Source organism: Corynebacterium sputi DSM 45148, assembly GCF_000427865.1.
Classification (GTDB): domain Bacteria; phylum Actinomycetota; class Actinomycetes; order Mycobacteriales; family Mycobacteriaceae; genus Corynebacterium; species Corynebacterium sputi.
This window is the reverse complement of record NZ_ATYV01000008.1, coordinates 74709-87675: the sequence shown is the minus strand read 5'-3', so window position 1 is coordinate 87675 and position 12967 is coordinate 74709. Positions and strand designations below refer to the sequence as shown.

Here is a 12967-nt window from a genome sequence, read left to right as displayed (position 1 = left end):
GATAACTCGGTCCTGGAGAACCCGGACGCAAAGGTCTCCACCACAGAGACGACCTTCACCCCGATGACTAACCGTCGCAAGGTGACAGACAAGGCCGCGACTGTCATCATCTACGCGTCGATGGGCCTGGCCCTCGTTCCGCTGATCTGGCTGTTGTGGACCGTTCTCTCCCGCGGACTTCCGATGATCACCTCCGCTGACTGGTGGTCCACCTCCCAGCTGGGTGTCACTGTCGGCGCCGACGCCGGCGGTGCAGCGCACGCGATCATCGGCACCCTCGTGCAGGCGGCTGTTACCTCGGTTCTGACGATCCCAGTCGGCATCTTCGTCGCCATCTACCTGGTCGAGTACGCGGGCAACTCCCGCCTCGGCAAGATCACCACCTTCGCCGTGGACATCCTCTCCGGTGTTCCCTCGATCGTCGCCTCGCTGTTCATCTACTCCATGTGGGTCGTCATGTTCGGCATGAACCGCTCGGGCTTCGCAGTGTCGCTGGCCCTAGTTCTGCTGATGCTCCCGATCGTGGTGCGCAATACCGAGGAAATGCTCCGAGTCGTTCCGATGGACCTGCGCGAAGCTTCCTACGCACTGGGAGTGCCGAAGTGGAAGACGATCGCCAAGATTGTTCTTCCCACCGCACTGTCCGGAATCGTCACCGGCATCATGTTGGCTGTCGCCCGCGTCATGGGTGAGTCTGCTCCGATGCTGATCCTCGTGGCCACATCCCGAATCATTACCTGGGATCCGTTCGGTCAGTCCCAGTCCTCGCTGCCGCTGCTCATGCTCGATATGTACAAGGCCGGTAACACCGGTGCAGCGTTCGACAAGATGTGGGGCGCAGCCCTGACGCTGGTCCTCATCATCGCCTTCATCAACATCGCAGCGCGAGTCATCTCCGCGAAGTTCTCCGTCAAGAAGTAGCCCTCCGGGCAACCCAGAAACACCAGAAAGGTCCAGAGTCATGGCTAAGCGCCTCGATCTGAACAACCTCAACATCTACTACGGCGACTTCCACGCGGTGCAGGACGTTAACCTCCACGTTCCCCCTCGCTCGGTCACTGCCTTCATCGGCCCCTCCGGCTGCGGTAAGTCCACCGTCCTGCGGTGCCTGAACCGCATGCACGAGGTCATCCCGGGTGCGTACTGCGAGGGCGAGGTCCTCCTCGACGGCGAGAACATCTATGACCGCAAGGTCGACCCGGTGGCTGTCCGCAACACCATCGGCATGGTGTTCCAGAAGGCGAACCCGTTCCCGACGATGTCGATCGAAGAGAATGTCGTCTCCGGACTGGTTCTCTCCGGTGAGCGCAACAAGAAGAAGCTCAAAGAGGTCGCTGAGAAGTCCCTGCGTGGCGCGAACCTCTGGGAAGAGGTCAAGGACCGTCTGGACAAGCCCGGCGGCGGCCTCTCCGGTGGTCAGCAGCAGCGTCTGTGCATCGCACGTGCGATCGCCGTGCAGCCGGAAGTTCTCCTCATGGATGAGCCGTGCTCTGCACTGGACCCGATCTCCACCCTCGCGATCGAGGAACTGATCCACGAGCTCAAGGAAGAGTTCACCATCGTCATCGTGACGCACAACATGCAACAGGCTGCTCGTGTGTCCGACCAGACCGCCTTCTACTCCCTCGAGGCCACCGGCAAGCCCGGCAAGCTCATCGAGGTCGGACCGACAAAGCAGATCTTCGAGAACCCGACCAAGAAGGAGACCGAGGACTACATCTCCGGTCGCTTCGGATAAACCACTCCGAGCACACCGGGCTGTCCCCCGGCAGCGAAAAACCGCTCTGAACTCAACGTTCAGGGCGGTTTTTGCGTACGGTGGTGGCTATGGGAAACGTCGTGAAGATGCAGTTCTCCCCGCTCTGGCGGGAGCAGGTGGGTCAGGCCCTGCGGGCCTTGCGCAATGAGAGAAAAGAGCGGCTTAGCGACGTCTCCGAGGCCGCAGGCATCTCACCCCAATACCTCTCAGAGGTGGAAAGAGGGATGAAGGACCCCTCCTCAGAGGTACTGGAGGCGATCGCAGGTGCACTTGGCTCGGATGTCGCGGGCATCATGCGGTTGGCGTACCCGCTGGTGGAACGCACCACCCCGGCTGCGAACTCCGATACCGGCACTGGCACCGGCATTTCCTCTGTTTCTGTGCTGGCTCTGGCGGCGTGAGTCGGCGCTGTCTTAACTGACCTCTCGAGAGGTAATGACCCGGTCGACTATGCCGTACTCTCGTGCCGCCTCGGCGGAGAACACCCGCTGCCGTTCAGAGTCCAGGTGGATCTCCTCAGTGGAGTGGGAGGTGTGGGAGGCAAGGATGGCGTCGAGAAGCGCTCGAGTTCTTTGCATTTCCTCCGCCTCTAGAAGCAGATCGGGAATCGCCGCGCGGCCGCCTTCGGACGCTGGCGGAGCCAGAATGACCCGGCCGTGACGGAGAATCGAACGGCTTCCCTTAGCGCCTCCGGCGAGCAAGACCGCTGAACCTGCGACGGCCTGGCCCACGCAGGTGGTCTCCACATCGGGGCGAATGAACTGCATGGCGTCGTAGATAGCGAGAATCGACGGCAGATCTCCACCTGCGCTATTGAGATAGAGAGACACGGGCAGATCAGACGATTCGCTCTCCAAATGGAGGAGCTGGGAAATGATGCTATTTGCGACCTCATCATTGACGGCGGTGCCCAGGTAGATCACGCGCTCGGTGAGGAGCCTGCTGTAGATATCCAGGGCACGCTCGCCCTCAGGAGTGCGGGTGATGACGTTGGGGATGATGAAACCACTCATGAGTGGACCTCGATGCCGAAGGAAGGGCGGGGTGTGGATAGGACGTCGGAAAGCGAAGTAATGATGCCGTCGATGAACCCGTAGTCGAGAGCCTCCTCGGCGGTGAACCAACGGTCCCGGAGGGAATCGCTGAAGACTTGGTCGATCGGACGCCCGGTGTCCTGAGCGATACAGCCCAGGACGGTATCGCGAGTGTGGGTGATGTCATCGGCCTGGATGGAGATATCTGGAGCAGCCCCTCCGATACCGCCAGAGCCCTGGTGGAGCAGGACCTTTCCGTGCGGCATTGAAAACCGCTTGCCGGAGGTACCCGCAGAGAGCAGGAACTGGCCGGCGGAGTACGCCATGCCGAGATTTACGGTCACCACGTCATTGGGTATGGCACGCATGGTGTCTCGGATCGCGAGCATTCCTGGGACGGAGCCGCCGGGCGAATTAATGACCACGGTGATGTCGGCAGTTGGGTTATCGGTAGACAGAGCAAGCAGCGCCATGCACAGGCGGGTGGAGTTGTCTTGGTCGAGAGCGTCGCCAAGAACGAGCACTCGGCGAGAGTAGAGGGATTCGTGCAAGTGCTGGTCGAGCACGAAGCTGGTGTCGCGTGTGGAATCGGTCATGAAACCGATGCTGGTGCGCTAAGAAGCCGCTGTGGGGCCATTCTGCGGTGGGCGGATCTGCTCACAGCGGAACTGGCCAGATAGATCGACACAGATAAGGAACCGGCGCCGATCACTGAGTGATCAGACGCCGGTTCAGGGCTTGCGCGGAGCCGCGCCGGGGTGGCGGGAAAGAGATGGGCCTAGTTGTCGAAGTGACGTTCCAGGTTGGAGATTCGAGTGCGGAGCTGGTCGAGCTCCTCTTGGCCCTCGATGCGGCCTAGGTACTCACCGGGCTTGTAACCGGTGGCCAGGTAGACGACGCGTGCGGCGACCTCGACGGCGTGGTCAGCGAAGCGCTCGTAGTAGCGGCTCAGCAAGGTGACGTCGACGGTGACCTTGGATGAGTGTGCCCAGGTGTCCGAGGTGGTCAGGGAGAACAGGTGCTGGTGAATGTCATCGATGCTGTCATCCTCCTGCGCCATTGTCAGTGCCATCTCCACGTCATAGGTGGTGAGGATTTCCCGGGTGTGGGTGACGATGCTGTCGCAGACCTTGGCCATCTCGCGGAAGTATCCTTCGGTGTCCGCCGGAACAGCCTTGTCCGGGTGGCGGCGACGGGCAGTCTTGGCAATGTGCACGGACAGAGCGCCCATGCGTGCCATGTCCTCGACGATGTAGATGCCGGAGATGATCTGGCGGAGGTCACCGGCGACGGGACCTTCCAGCGCCAGGAGCTCGATCGCTCGGGTCTCGGATCGCTCGCGGAGCTCATCGAGCTTGTCGACGGATCCCAGGACGGTTTCGGCTGCAGCGATATCGGCGTCGAAGAGCGCCTTGCTGGCCTTTCGGTTCATGTCATGGATCTGGTCGCACATGAGGAGAAGATCATGTGCGAGGTTATCCATCTGTTCGCGGTAAACGGTGCGCATAGAGACGAATCATAAGGCTGGCCAGCTACTTCCGCTCGTTGAACAGGCGGTCAACCGAGATAATTATTCTTTTGGCGGCGTTAGCCGCCCGAATGCATCAGATCTGCGCCTTCTGGAACGGCTTCGTCCTCGGGATCGTCGAGCCAACCGTCGGGAAGCACGACCTTGCCCGGCGAGCCCTGACGGCCACGCGGGCCGTCTGCGTCGATGGGGAGGGAGCCGGCCACGGAGCCGTCGTGAAGCGGTGCGAGAAGTTCCTTGAGGGACTCCACGGAGGTGACCTTCGCCAGGTTCGCGCGAAGTTCACCACCGGCCGGGTAGCCGCGCAGGTACCAACCGATGTGTTTGCGAATATCGCGGCAGGCGAAGCCCTCTCCGCCGTAGTAGGCCATGAGTTCGGTGTGGCGCAGGATGATGTCGGCGACCTCAGTGAGGGTCGGCGGTGTCGGCACTTCCCGGCCCTGCAGTTCAGCAGAGAGCTCCGCGAAGAGCCACGGGCGACCGAGGCAACCGCGGCCGACGACCACTCCGTCGCAGCCGGTCTCGTCCATCATCCGGCGAGCGTCTCCGGCGGCAAAAATGTCGCCATTGCCGAGCACCGGAATCTCACCGAATCCAGAATCGACCATGTGGTTCTTGAGGTTGGAGATCTCCATCCAATCCGCCTGCCCGGAGTAGCGCTGGGAGGCAGTGCGGGCGTGGAGGGCCACCGCGACAGCACCGTTGTCGGCGGCAATACGGCCGGCGTCGAGATGCGTCTTGTTCTGGTCGTCGATGCCCACACGGAATTTCACCGTCACGGGGATCTCGGCAGAGCGGCCGGCATCGGCCACGCCTCGGACCGCTGCGTCGACGATGTTGCCGAACAATCGACGCTTGTACGGCAGTGCCGAACCGCCGCCCTTGCGGGTCACCTTGGGCACCGGGCAACCGAAGTTCATGTCGATGTGGTCGGCCATGCCCTCGTCAGCGATCATCCGGGCGGCACGATAAGTCCACTCCGGATCGGTGGTGTAGAGCTGCATCGACCGCGGATCCTCGTCGTCGGCGAACTCGACCATCGACATGGTCTTCTCATTCCGCTCGACCAAGGCACGCGCTGTAATCATCTCGCAGACGTACAGACCCGCCACTGTTCCCATCCGCTCGCGTTCCTGTTCGCGGCAGAGCGCGCGGAAAGCGACGTTTGTCACCCCGGCCATGGGGGCGAGGACGACGGGGGAGGAGAGTTCATGGGGTCCGATACGCAACTGGGTCACGACACGGATTCTTGCAGTTCGCAGGTGAAGGGGGAAATCCGGTGAGGTGCGAGACAGTGCAGAAGTGCTCAGGGTACAACCTCTACGCTTCTTCCTGTGGATATGCGGTGACAGCGAGGAAGCGGATCGGTAGTTCGATCAGGTCAACCGGGCCGTGTGTGCCTTGTCCGTCGAACATCAGAGAGTCCCCTGGCCCCATTGGATAGTCAGTGTCTTGGAACCGGTACGTCATTCGTCCCTCGAGCACGTAGAGAAGTTCAGTTCCTGGGTGTTGGAAACGTGGATATGAGTCCGAATCATTACGCAAGGTCACCAGGACTGGTTCTAGATGCGGTGCAGCGGAGCCGTCGCCGCGTCCTCGGAAAGACCCCAGGAGTTCATAGAGGTGTCCGTGGCGGGTACCGCGCCCGTCGACTCTCGTGCCCTTGCCGGCTGGGGTGTACGCGGACGGTCGGTCGGCGCATACATCGCGGAAGAGTGTGGGGACAGAGACGTCGAGAGCGCCAGCCAAAGCGGCGACCGACGTGAGCGAGCAGGAAGTTTGGGCGTTTTCGATCTTGGAGAGCATCGCCTTGGACATCCCAGCGCGCTCTGCCAGGCCTGCAACGGACAGCCCGCGCGACTGCCGCAGTTCTCTGACTCGTCGGCCCAGTCCGACTTCAATGGCGGGCTCAGTTCCGGAATCACCGGGCTCGCTGTGCATATCTGGGTAGGCGCGTGCCGACTCGTCGGAGATGCTCATATCTCCCGATGCTAGACATTTCGGCGGTCGTTTTGTCGTCGATGTTGTGGTTTGTATACGCCGAACCGAGAATTCCCAGGAAAAGCTCGCGCGGTCAGACACCGGCATTCAGAAATTTTTGCTTTACGACGTTGCCCACCACCAAATCCCACGACCCCTTACTGAGGACTGTCTCAGATCTTGGGATGGACCTGGATTGTGAATCCCGGGATCCTTTGCGGAGGCGGTGGGTTGTCGTCTTATGGTGGCGGCCACATCGCCCCATCAAGGAAGGACGAAGATCGTGAAGAACATGAAGAACATCCTGGCAGTTGGCGCAGTTGGCGCCCTCGCATTCGGCGCAGCAGCTTGCAACGATGAGGGAGCGAACGAGCCCGAGACGACTACCCAGGAAGTCGAAACGACTCAGCCTGACACCGGCGTTGATGGCGGTACTGACCCCATGGCTCCTGAGGGCGGTACTGACCCCATGGCCCCTGAGGGCGGCCTTGAAGGTGGAACCGGCGGCGACATGGGCGGTGGCGCTGGCGGCGAGATGGGTGGCCAGCCCGGCGCCGGTGATCTCGGTGGCGGAGCTGCAGAGGGAACTGGCGGACTCTGATCCGATCCGGTGACCAGATTTAAGATCTGACGCAGCGGCACCCGCGTTCCTCCGACCCGCGAAGGGTTGGAGTAACGCGGGTGCCAAGCTTTGTGTGAGGAAATTGTCGGAAGTGACGGTATCCTTATAGTCCGTACCCGCGCGGGGGTGCGGCACGCGCGAAGAACGAGGAGAGTTGGCCATGAACGGTAGCCCGCAGGACCGGATCATTAACTTCTATGAGCTGTTCTGCCTCGAGCGCGATTGGGACTCGACCCGGCTCGGTGTCGAGGTCTCCCGGAAGTCAGAGACCAAAGGCGAGCTCGGCGAAGTCGCCTACGGAATTCTCTCTGATGAGAGCAACCGCGCTTGGTATGACCTACAGCTGGATGACTCCGGCTTTGGCAGGATACCCTTCGCGATGTTGCGCTCCCGTGCCATTTTTGGAGACGAGCNACATCTAGCCAGCAATCCCGGCATGCCGGTGTGGCCGGATGGAGATTCTCGCAATGGCCCTCCGACTCCACACCCGCACATGCACCCGCACATGCAGCCGCAGCCGAACCCAGGGCATCCGCAGCAATATCCCGGTAACCAGATGCCGCCGACGGCGAATCCTATCCCCACTGCGAATCCGTTCGCGAGCGCTGCCAACCCGTACCAGCCGCAGAACCCCTACCGTCAAGTTCCCGTCGGTGGGCCGGTGATGCCTTCGCCGGGCATGGCTCCAGGGATGACACCTGGTCTGCCCAATCCCACGGCAAACGCTGAAGCCGGCACGCGCCTGGGAATGAGGTTGGTGGATTTCTTCATCTACTCAATCGCAGCTAGCTTCACCGTGGGGATGATCCCGGCAATCGGACCCGTCCTCATTGGAGTTGGAGCGCCCCTGTGGATGGCGGCCTTCACTAGCTCCACGGGAGCGAGCCCTGCGAAGCATCTGTTCGGATACCGCGTGGCCGATAACAGCACCGGTGAGAAGCTAGAGTTCGGCGCAGCCTTCAAGCGGGAAGCATGGTTGCTATCGCAGTTGTTGTTCTTCTTCCCGGTGCTGATCTTCATGGGCACCATCGGTTCGTCTATTTCGAGCAGCGCGGACAATCGCGGCTACCACGACAATTGGGCCAATTCGCGAGTTACCAAAAAGAACAACCCGGAAATTCAAAGTTAATATTCAGAAAACCAGGTCGGAGGGGCTTCTCGCCCCTATGTGCGGAGAAAACCGGTCTGACTAGGCTGTTCAAGCTGGTAACTTGCGGTGAATGCATTACCGAAGTTCACGCATCGTACGGCTCACCGGATGGCTCGTAGCTGTCCTGGTGTTGCTGGCGGTTGCTACCTACTTTTTCCGGGAAACCCTGTACCGGGGTCTGTCTGGCTGGACTGCTGAATCAGCGGTGCGGTCCTCAATGGCCACCATCATAACGGATCCGGGGCTAGTGCTGCTCGTCTTGATCACTGCGGTCTTGGCCGCCTGGACATGGTTACGGGATCGAGTCGCCTTCGTTCGGCTGGCGTGTGCCGGGGTGGGAGTTATTGCGGCGTATATGACCAGCGAGGTCATCAAGCGGATCGTGCAGCAGGAACGGCCCTGCAACACTTTTGAGGTAGCCACTGTGTTGGTCTGCCGGGAGCCAGGAAACTTCTCGTGGCCGTCGAACCACACAGTGATTGCGGTATCCTTCGCGGCTGCCTGCATTGTTGCTGTTCCCGCTGCGCGAAAACTGGTGGGCTTAGTGATCACTCTCGCCGTGCTGATCGGACTCTCTCGTGTCGCGGTGGGCATGCATTATTTCCACGATGTGTTCGCAGGAATGGCGCTTGGCATCGCAGTGGTGACGATCGTGTCTTTGACCCTCACACCCTTCTTGGAGAGGCTCACCGCGAACTGGAATTGGCTGTGGGGGACTAATCCGCAGGCCCGCGCGGCGATGCCAGCGATGAGCCGTGAGGTTCGCGAGTTCTCCCTGTCGGCGCAGTCGTTGTCCGCTCATGTGAGCGCCTCCCGACGCACTGCTCAATCAGCCACCCCACCCCAAGGCTCCCGATCGACGCTTCGGCCGGCCGGTGTGCGCCCAGCCGGTTCTAGGCCGGCCGAAGGCAGGTCAGTTCGTAGCCGTCCTGCGGGGTCGCGACCGTCGGGTGGTCGGCAGTCGCCGGCGCGTCCGGCACCGCGTCGAGCTGCTTCTGACGGAGAGATTCTTCGACAAGAGGACATCCCTGGATTTCCCGGTGACCACAGGTGACCGTGGGTGTCAGGGGGTGAAATTAAATTCTTGCGGCCGCGCTGCTAATCTCAGTGGCAGCACTGAGGGCCTCTAGCTCAGTTGGTAGAGCTACGGACTTTTAATCCGCAGGTCGTGGGTTCGAGCCCCACGGGGCCCACTGCTCACCCCTTCACCTTTTTCCAGGTGAAGGGGTGGTTTTATTTCGGTGGAGCCAAACTATTCGTCGTTTGGTCCGTCTTCATGGGCGGCTGTTCGCGGCGGGAGATTCCAGTACTCCTTGGCCTGCTTCGTCACGTCATCTACTTGGATGATGATCACGTCCGATGCAGCATTTTGCACGACCTTTGCAGCCACGTCCCCGAGGGAACCACGCTCGGCGCCGATGCCTCGGTTGCCCACGATGATCAGGCTCTTGCGTGAGAAATCGGAAGCCGCCAGTAGCGTATCGGCGACGTCCCCTGGGACAACGAGCTCGTCGTAGTTCCTCAGGCGTTCCTGGTTGAGTTGATTCACGGTGCGCCGCAGGGCGTCTCGGCCGGCCTCTTTGCCAATCAGGTGATGGCGGTTGGGGTCTGCGGGGCCTGATTTCTCATGGTGGAAGACGGAAATGATGGTCAACCGTGCATCGGCTTCCTCAGCGATCTTCATTGCACGACGAACGGCAAACATCGTGTTCTCGGTGCCGTCGGACCCGACGATGACTCGGTCGTAGCCCTGGTGTCCGGCACCGGCGCGGCCCATGGGCACGATGGTGGACTCGCTGGCTTCACTCGGAGCTATAACCCACAACATCGCAACAGAGGCAATGAGCAGCAGTGCTCCGGACAGGAGAATTGCATTGGTGGGGTTGTTTCCGAGGAGGTTCTGGTAGATCCAACCGAAGGTGAGGGTCTGGACGAGCATCGGGACGACGATCATCATGTTGAGGATTCCCATATACACGCCCGATTTGTGGGTCGGGACCATACTCGCCACCATCAGGTACGGAACACCCATCACCGATGCCCACATGATGCCGATGCCGATCATCGGCACCAGGCTCAGCCAGCTACTGCTCGCGGTGGAGAGCCAGACCATGCAGGCACCGCCGATGACGAGACTGAAGGTCTGGTTGAGTCGGCCGCCGTAGCGCTCCACCACCTTCAGGAGGAACAATGCGCTGAGCACTGTGAACAGGTTATAGGTTCCGTTGAGAAGGCCAGACCAGCCGACGGCCACTTGGTATGCCTCGGAATCAACCTCTGGGGACACTCCAAACACTGACTGGCCCACGCTCAGTGCCACGAACTGCCAGTAGATGAACATTGCATAGAACTGGAACGCGAACACGATGCCGATCTTGTGCATTGCCTTCGGCATAACTCGCACCCCAGATGCGATGTCGGTGATGATAGAGAACGGTCCGCCTTTGGCCTCAGCCCGTTCCTTGAGTTCGGCTTTGGTCGGCGGAAGTTCAATTGGCTTGCGCATCGCCATACCGACGGTGATCAGGATGCATACAGCGCCGAGTCAGGAGCAGATGTAGGCCCAGTAGGGGATGCCGTTGGCCGCCACCCCGGGCACGAACTTCTGTGAGATGAAGATCGAGAGGTTAGACAGCACCGCACCGCCACCGGTGAACATACTCTGCACGAGGAAGCCACGGGCGAGCTGGTTTTTCGGCAGTCTGTCGGAGATCAACGCTCGATACGGCTCCATTGCAGTGTTGTCACCGGCATCGAGGAGCCACAGTGCGACGACCGCGAGTCACAGCACCGAAATGAAGGGGAATGCCAGCACGTCAAGATCATCAACAGGGCACCCAGAAGGATGGCTGGCCGACGACGGCCCCATCTCGGATGCCAAGTGCGGTCGGTGATTGCACCGATCAGCGGCTGGATCAGGAGGTCGGTGATCGGGCCCGCCAAGTTGAGGAGCGGGAGCTGGTGCCCGTCTGCACCGAGGGCGGAGAAGAGGGGGTTCACCGCGGTCTGAGTGAGGTCGAATCCGAACTGAACTCCAAAAGAACCCGACATTCATCATGAAGATGTTGCCGGTGGACATCATCGGTTTATGGGTGATGACCTCGTCCGCGTCTTGGAAGTGTGGTTCCTCGCCGGGAGGCAGTCCAGTGTCCTTGGTGCTGGTCATCAGGAAGCCTTCCGGTATTTGCACCGCGTGATCGACAGTGTGTTCTCTAAGCTAAGTGTTAATAATGCAAAACTGTGATGTCGAGTGCATTTTCTTCGGTTCTGCGGTATCCGACGTAAGCTCGGGAACTTTATTTATAAGATATCGGCGCGGTATTTGGTGAGATGTTCTGGGATGCATTTCATGAACACGCACAGGATTGAACTTTGGTGGCTCCCCGTTGGGGCTGGTGGGTGCGTCGTCAAGCGCACGAGTCGGTTCTGGGAACTGCTCTGTGCCGCGCGTGATCGACGGCGACCCCAGCCGCTCTTCGATGCGGCGCTAGAGCTATACCTCGCAGACCACCGGTATGTCATCGAGATGACCCCTGCTTGGGGGAAGCCTAGTGAAGCCCGGGGAGTTATCGGTCAGGGGCCGGTGGGCCTGAAGATTCTTGGGCAACTGAGGCTTTTCGATATGCGGTCCGAGCCTGGCCGGAGGGGATACTGCCGGACCGTGACTTCGCGGTGGGGTCACCTGTCGTCATCGGGATAGGGAGTCAGGCAGCGGAGGGATTGCTGGCAAGCCTGGCTCACCTTCCAGAGCTGACATGGGGGCGTGCTGTACTTGGGGTGGGGGATATGTGAAATAGCAATTCCCTCGTCGCCTGGCTTCTAGTCAATGCTGGTGTCGATGCGGGCAAGTATTCGCCGCCGGCGGGAGGCAGAGCTCCTGGGTGGAATGCGGGGAACGCCCTGGCGCGCACGGGCAAGCGTGTATCGGCGTGATTGTTGTTGGTCGTGCGCCTGCTGCTGAAAATCAGAAGATGCGAGCAGGTCGTCGAGGCGGTTATGAGTCTCCTGCATACCTGCTTCCATCCCTGACTGGATGTGGCCGTCGCGGTTCTGTTTGCTCTGGTGGGTGACGAGAGTGGTGAGTGTTGTGACTCCGTCCGATTCTTCGTAGGTGGTCGATGTGAGGCATTCAGCGTCCGGCATCAACTCGAAGATCTCAGTGGTGACGATGCGATGCAGGGGCTCGATTTCTTGGTAGGTGCCGTGCCAGGAGAGCTCCTGCCCGTCCGCTCCACGTGAGGTGTAGCGCCAGGTTCCACCAACTCGAAGGCCGATCTGGCAGTCGACCATCGGGTGCTATGACGGTCCCCACCAGCGCAGCAAGTGCTCGGGGGTCGTCATCATGTCCGACACCAGTGGCAGGGGTGCCTCGAAGCTGCGCACGATCTGTATTTCGGTGTCCGACCGGAGCGTCACCTGTGCGGATCCGTGTCTGGTGGCCATGTCATTCCTCCGTGAATGAAGTGTTGTGCCCGGCGTGAACTTCTGCGAGGTAGTCATCGAGCCGGTCATACGAGCTATTGATCTGGGCAACGAGGTCGTTAAGCCAGCCATGAAGCGGGTCAAGGCCGGTGCGGTCGATCCGGTACAGGCGCGAGCGCCCGACGTTTCTGCAGCTCACCAGGTTGACTTCCCGCAGTACCCGCAAGTGTTTGGATACCTGCGGCTGAGGGCGTCCAACCTTGTCCACGAGTTCCCCAACCGTGAGTTCACCTTCTGCGAGTTCGTCGAGCATCGCTCGGCGGGTCTGGTCGCCTACAGCATTGAAGGCGTCGGTGGTTGTGGGTGCTCTGGACATGCGCCCATCATATGTCCATATCGACATGCGTAGAAGAGTATTCCTCGCTGAGCGCCGTGCGGCCGCGGTGGATAAGCCTGTGGTCTGCGGGAAGGG

17 protein-coding genes and 1 tRNA gene are annotated in these 12967 nt (G+C 60.6%); 7 read left to right on the top strand and 11 right to left on the bottom strand.

The genetic code is table 11. The features are described 5' to 3' along the window. Nucleotides 1-63 precede the first annotated feature (63 nt). The 3 genes from pstA (at nucleotide 64) to YWU_RS15305 (ending at nucleotide 2160) form a co-directional block, all read left to right on the top strand. A complete protein-coding gene (pstA, locus tag YWU_RS0105110) occupies nucleotides 64-921 on the top strand; it encodes a phosphate ABC transporter permease PstA (protein WP_420805290.1) in 858 nt (285 codons plus the stop codon). A gap of 40 nt (nucleotides 922-961) precedes the next feature. Further along, complete coding sequence (pstB, locus tag YWU_RS0105105) at nucleotides 962-1738, top strand: phosphate ABC transporter ATP-binding protein PstB (protein WP_027019614.1); 777 nt, start codon at nucleotides 962-964, stop codon at nucleotides 1736-1738. Between the two features lie 89 nt (nucleotides 1739-1827). Continuing rightward, nucleotides 1828-2160 (top strand): helix-turn-helix domain-containing protein, encoded by a 333-nt coding sequence (locus tag YWU_RS15305; protein WP_084141808.1) that lies wholly within the window; start codon nucleotides 1828-1830, stop codon nucleotides 2158-2160. Nucleotides 2161-2172: 12 nt separating this feature from the next. Here the strand turns inward: YWU_RS15305 and YWU_RS0105095 are convergent, their stop codons facing one another. From YWU_RS0105095 to YWU_RS0105075, 5 genes are all read right to left on the bottom strand, one after another. After that, nucleotides 2173-2772 (bottom strand): ClpP family protease, encoded by a 600-nt coding sequence (locus YWU_RS0105095; protein WP_027019613.1) that lies wholly within the window; start codon nucleotides 2770-2772, stop codon nucleotides 2173-2175. Continuing rightward, nucleotides 2769-3389 (bottom strand): ClpP family protease, encoded by a 621-nt coding sequence (locus YWU_RS0105090; RefSeq protein WP_027019612.1) that lies wholly within the window; start codon nucleotides 3387-3389, stop codon nucleotides 2769-2771. Before YWU_RS0105090 ends, YWU_RS0105095 begins: the two co-directional genes overlap by 4 nt. A 182-nt stretch (nucleotides 3390-3571) precedes the next feature. Beyond that, nucleotides 3572-4300 carry a phosphate signaling complex protein PhoU gene (phoU, locus tag YWU_RS0105085; protein ID WP_027019611.1) on the bottom strand — a complete coding sequence of 243 codons (729 nt, stop codon included), beginning with the start codon at nucleotides 4298-4300 and terminating at the stop codon, nucleotides 3572-3574. Between the two features lie 80 nt (nucleotides 4301-4380). Then, nucleotides 4381-5502 (bottom strand): tRNA dihydrouridine synthase DusB, encoded by a 1122-nt coding sequence (gene dusB, locus YWU_RS0105080; protein WP_051260058.1) that lies wholly within the window; start codon nucleotides 5500-5502, stop codon nucleotides 4381-4383. A gap of 139 nt (nucleotides 5503-5641) precedes the next feature. Beyond that, nucleotides 5642-6301, bottom strand: a complete 660-nt coding sequence (locus YWU_RS0105075; protein WP_027019609.1) for a helix-turn-helix domain-containing protein — start codon at nucleotides 6299-6301, stop codon at nucleotides 5642-5644. 283 nt (nucleotides 6302-6584) lie between these two features. On the opposite strand from YWU_RS0105075, the gene YWU_RS0105070 reads away from it, so the two are divergent. The 4 genes from YWU_RS0105070 (at nucleotide 6585) to YWU_RS0105055 (ending at nucleotide 9266) form a co-directional block, all read left to right on the top strand. After that, entirely contained in the window at nucleotides 6585-6902 is a 318-nt protein-coding gene (locus YWU_RS0105070) for a hypothetical protein (protein WP_027019608.1), read from the top strand. A 181-nt stretch (nucleotides 6903-7083) separates the two neighbouring features. Next, on the top strand, nucleotides 7084-8052 hold the full coding sequence (locus YWU_RS0105065; RefSeq protein ID WP_027019607.1) for an RDD family protein: 969 nt from the start codon (nucleotides 7084-7086) through the stop codon (nucleotides 8050-8052). Between the two features lie 91 nt (nucleotides 8053-8143). Further along, the gene (locus tag YWU_RS17445; RefSeq protein WP_051260057.1) at nucleotides 8144-9127 is read left to right on the top strand and encodes a phosphatase PAP2 family protein; all 984 of its coding nucleotides are present in this window, start codon (nucleotides 8144-8146) and stop codon (nucleotides 9125-9127) included. Between the two features lie 66 nt (nucleotides 9128-9193). Beyond that, a tRNA-Lys gene (locus YWU_RS0105055) sits at nucleotides 9194-9266 on the top strand. A 59-nt stretch (nucleotides 9267-9325) separates the two neighbouring features. Here the strand turns inward: YWU_RS0105055 and YWU_RS17440 are convergent. From YWU_RS17440 to YWU_RS0105035, 6 genes are all read right to left on the bottom strand, one after another. Continuing rightward, a complete protein-coding gene (locus YWU_RS17440) occupies nucleotides 9326-10603 on the bottom strand; it encodes an MFS transporter (protein WP_338025275.1) in 1278 nt (425 codons plus the stop codon). A 15-nt stretch (nucleotides 10604-10618) separates the two neighbouring features. After that, nucleotides 10619-10807 (bottom strand): hypothetical protein, encoded by a 189-nt coding sequence (locus YWU_RS18115; protein WP_169718880.1) that lies wholly within the window; start codon nucleotides 10805-10807, stop codon nucleotides 10619-10621. Next, entirely contained in the window at nucleotides 10786-11124 is a 339-nt protein-coding gene (locus YWU_RS17435; protein WP_051260055.1) for an MFS transporter, read from the bottom strand. The genes YWU_RS18115 and YWU_RS17435 overlap by 22 nt, the downstream gene beginning before the upstream one ends. Before the next feature lie 768 nt (nucleotides 11125-11892). Beyond that, entirely contained in the window at nucleotides 11893-12363 is a 471-nt protein-coding gene (locus tag YWU_RS15290) for an SRPBCC domain-containing protein (protein ID WP_240484059.1), read from the bottom strand. Nucleotides 12364-12369: 6 nt separating this feature from the next. Further along, the gene (locus YWU_RS18575) at nucleotides 12370-12516 is read right to left on the bottom strand and encodes an SRPBCC family protein (RefSeq protein ID WP_240484058.1); all 147 of its coding nucleotides are present in this window, start codon (nucleotides 12514-12516) and stop codon (nucleotides 12370-12372) included. Between the two features lies 1 nt (nucleotide 12517). Further along, nucleotides 12518-12871 (bottom strand): ArsR/SmtB family transcription factor, encoded by a 354-nt coding sequence (locus YWU_RS0105035; protein ID WP_027019606.1) that lies wholly within the window; start codon nucleotides 12869-12871, stop codon nucleotides 12518-12520. Nucleotides 12872-12967: the final 96 nt, after the last annotated feature.

Bases quoted from the DNA above. Each gene is read 5' to 3' on its own strand.
- YWU_RS18575 (WP_240484058.1), bottom strand. From the start codon at position 12,516: ATGGCCACCAGACACGGATCCGCACAGGTGACGCTCCGGTCGGACACC.
- pstA (WP_420805290.1), top strand. From the start codon at position 64: ATGACTAACCGTCGCAAGGTGACAGACAAGGCCGCGACTGTCATCATC.
- phoU (WP_027019611.1), bottom strand. From the start codon at position 4,300: ATGCGCACCGTTTACCGCGAACAGATGGATAACCTCGCACATGATCTT.
- YWU_RS0105090 (WP_027019612.1), bottom strand. From the start codon at position 3,389: ATGACCGATTCCACACGCGACACCAGCTTCGTGCTCGACCAGCACTTG.
- YWU_RS17435 (WP_051260055.1), bottom strand. From the start codon at position 11,124: ATGTCGGGTTCTTTTGGAGTTCAGTTCGGATTCGACCTCACTCAGACC.
- YWU_RS15305 (WP_084141808.1), top strand. From the start codon at position 1,828: ATGGGAAACGTCGTGAAGATGCAGTTCTCCCCGCTCTGGCGGGAGCAG.
- pstB (WP_027019614.1), top strand. From the start codon at position 962: ATGGCTAAGCGCCTCGATCTGAACAACCTCAACATCTACTACGGCGAC.
- YWU_RS0105035 (WP_027019606.1), bottom strand. From the start codon at position 12,871: ATGTCCAGAGCACCCACAACCACCGACGCCTTCAATGCTGTAGGCGAC.
- YWU_RS17445 (WP_051260057.1), top strand. From the start codon at position 8,144: ATGCATTACCGAAGTTCACGCATCGTACGGCTCACCGGATGGCTCGTA.
- YWU_RS15290 (WP_240484059.1), bottom strand. From the start codon at position 12,363: ATGGTCGACTGCCAGATCGGCCTTCGAGTTGGTGGAACCTGGCGCTAC.
- YWU_RS0105095 (WP_027019613.1), bottom strand. From the start codon at position 2,772: ATGAGTGGTTTCATCATCCCCAACGTCATCACCCGCACTCCTGAGGGC.
- YWU_RS18115 (WP_169718880.1), bottom strand. From the start codon at position 10,807: ATGGAGCCGTATCGAGCGTTGATCTCCGACAGACTGCCGAAAAACCAG.
- dusB (WP_051260058.1), bottom strand. From the start codon at position 5,502: ATGGCCGGGGTGACAAACGTCGCTTTCCGCGCGCTCTGCCGCGAACAG.
- YWU_RS0105075 (WP_027019609.1), bottom strand. From the start codon at position 6,301: ATGAGCATCTCCGACGAGTCGGCACGCGCCTACCCAGATATGCACAGC.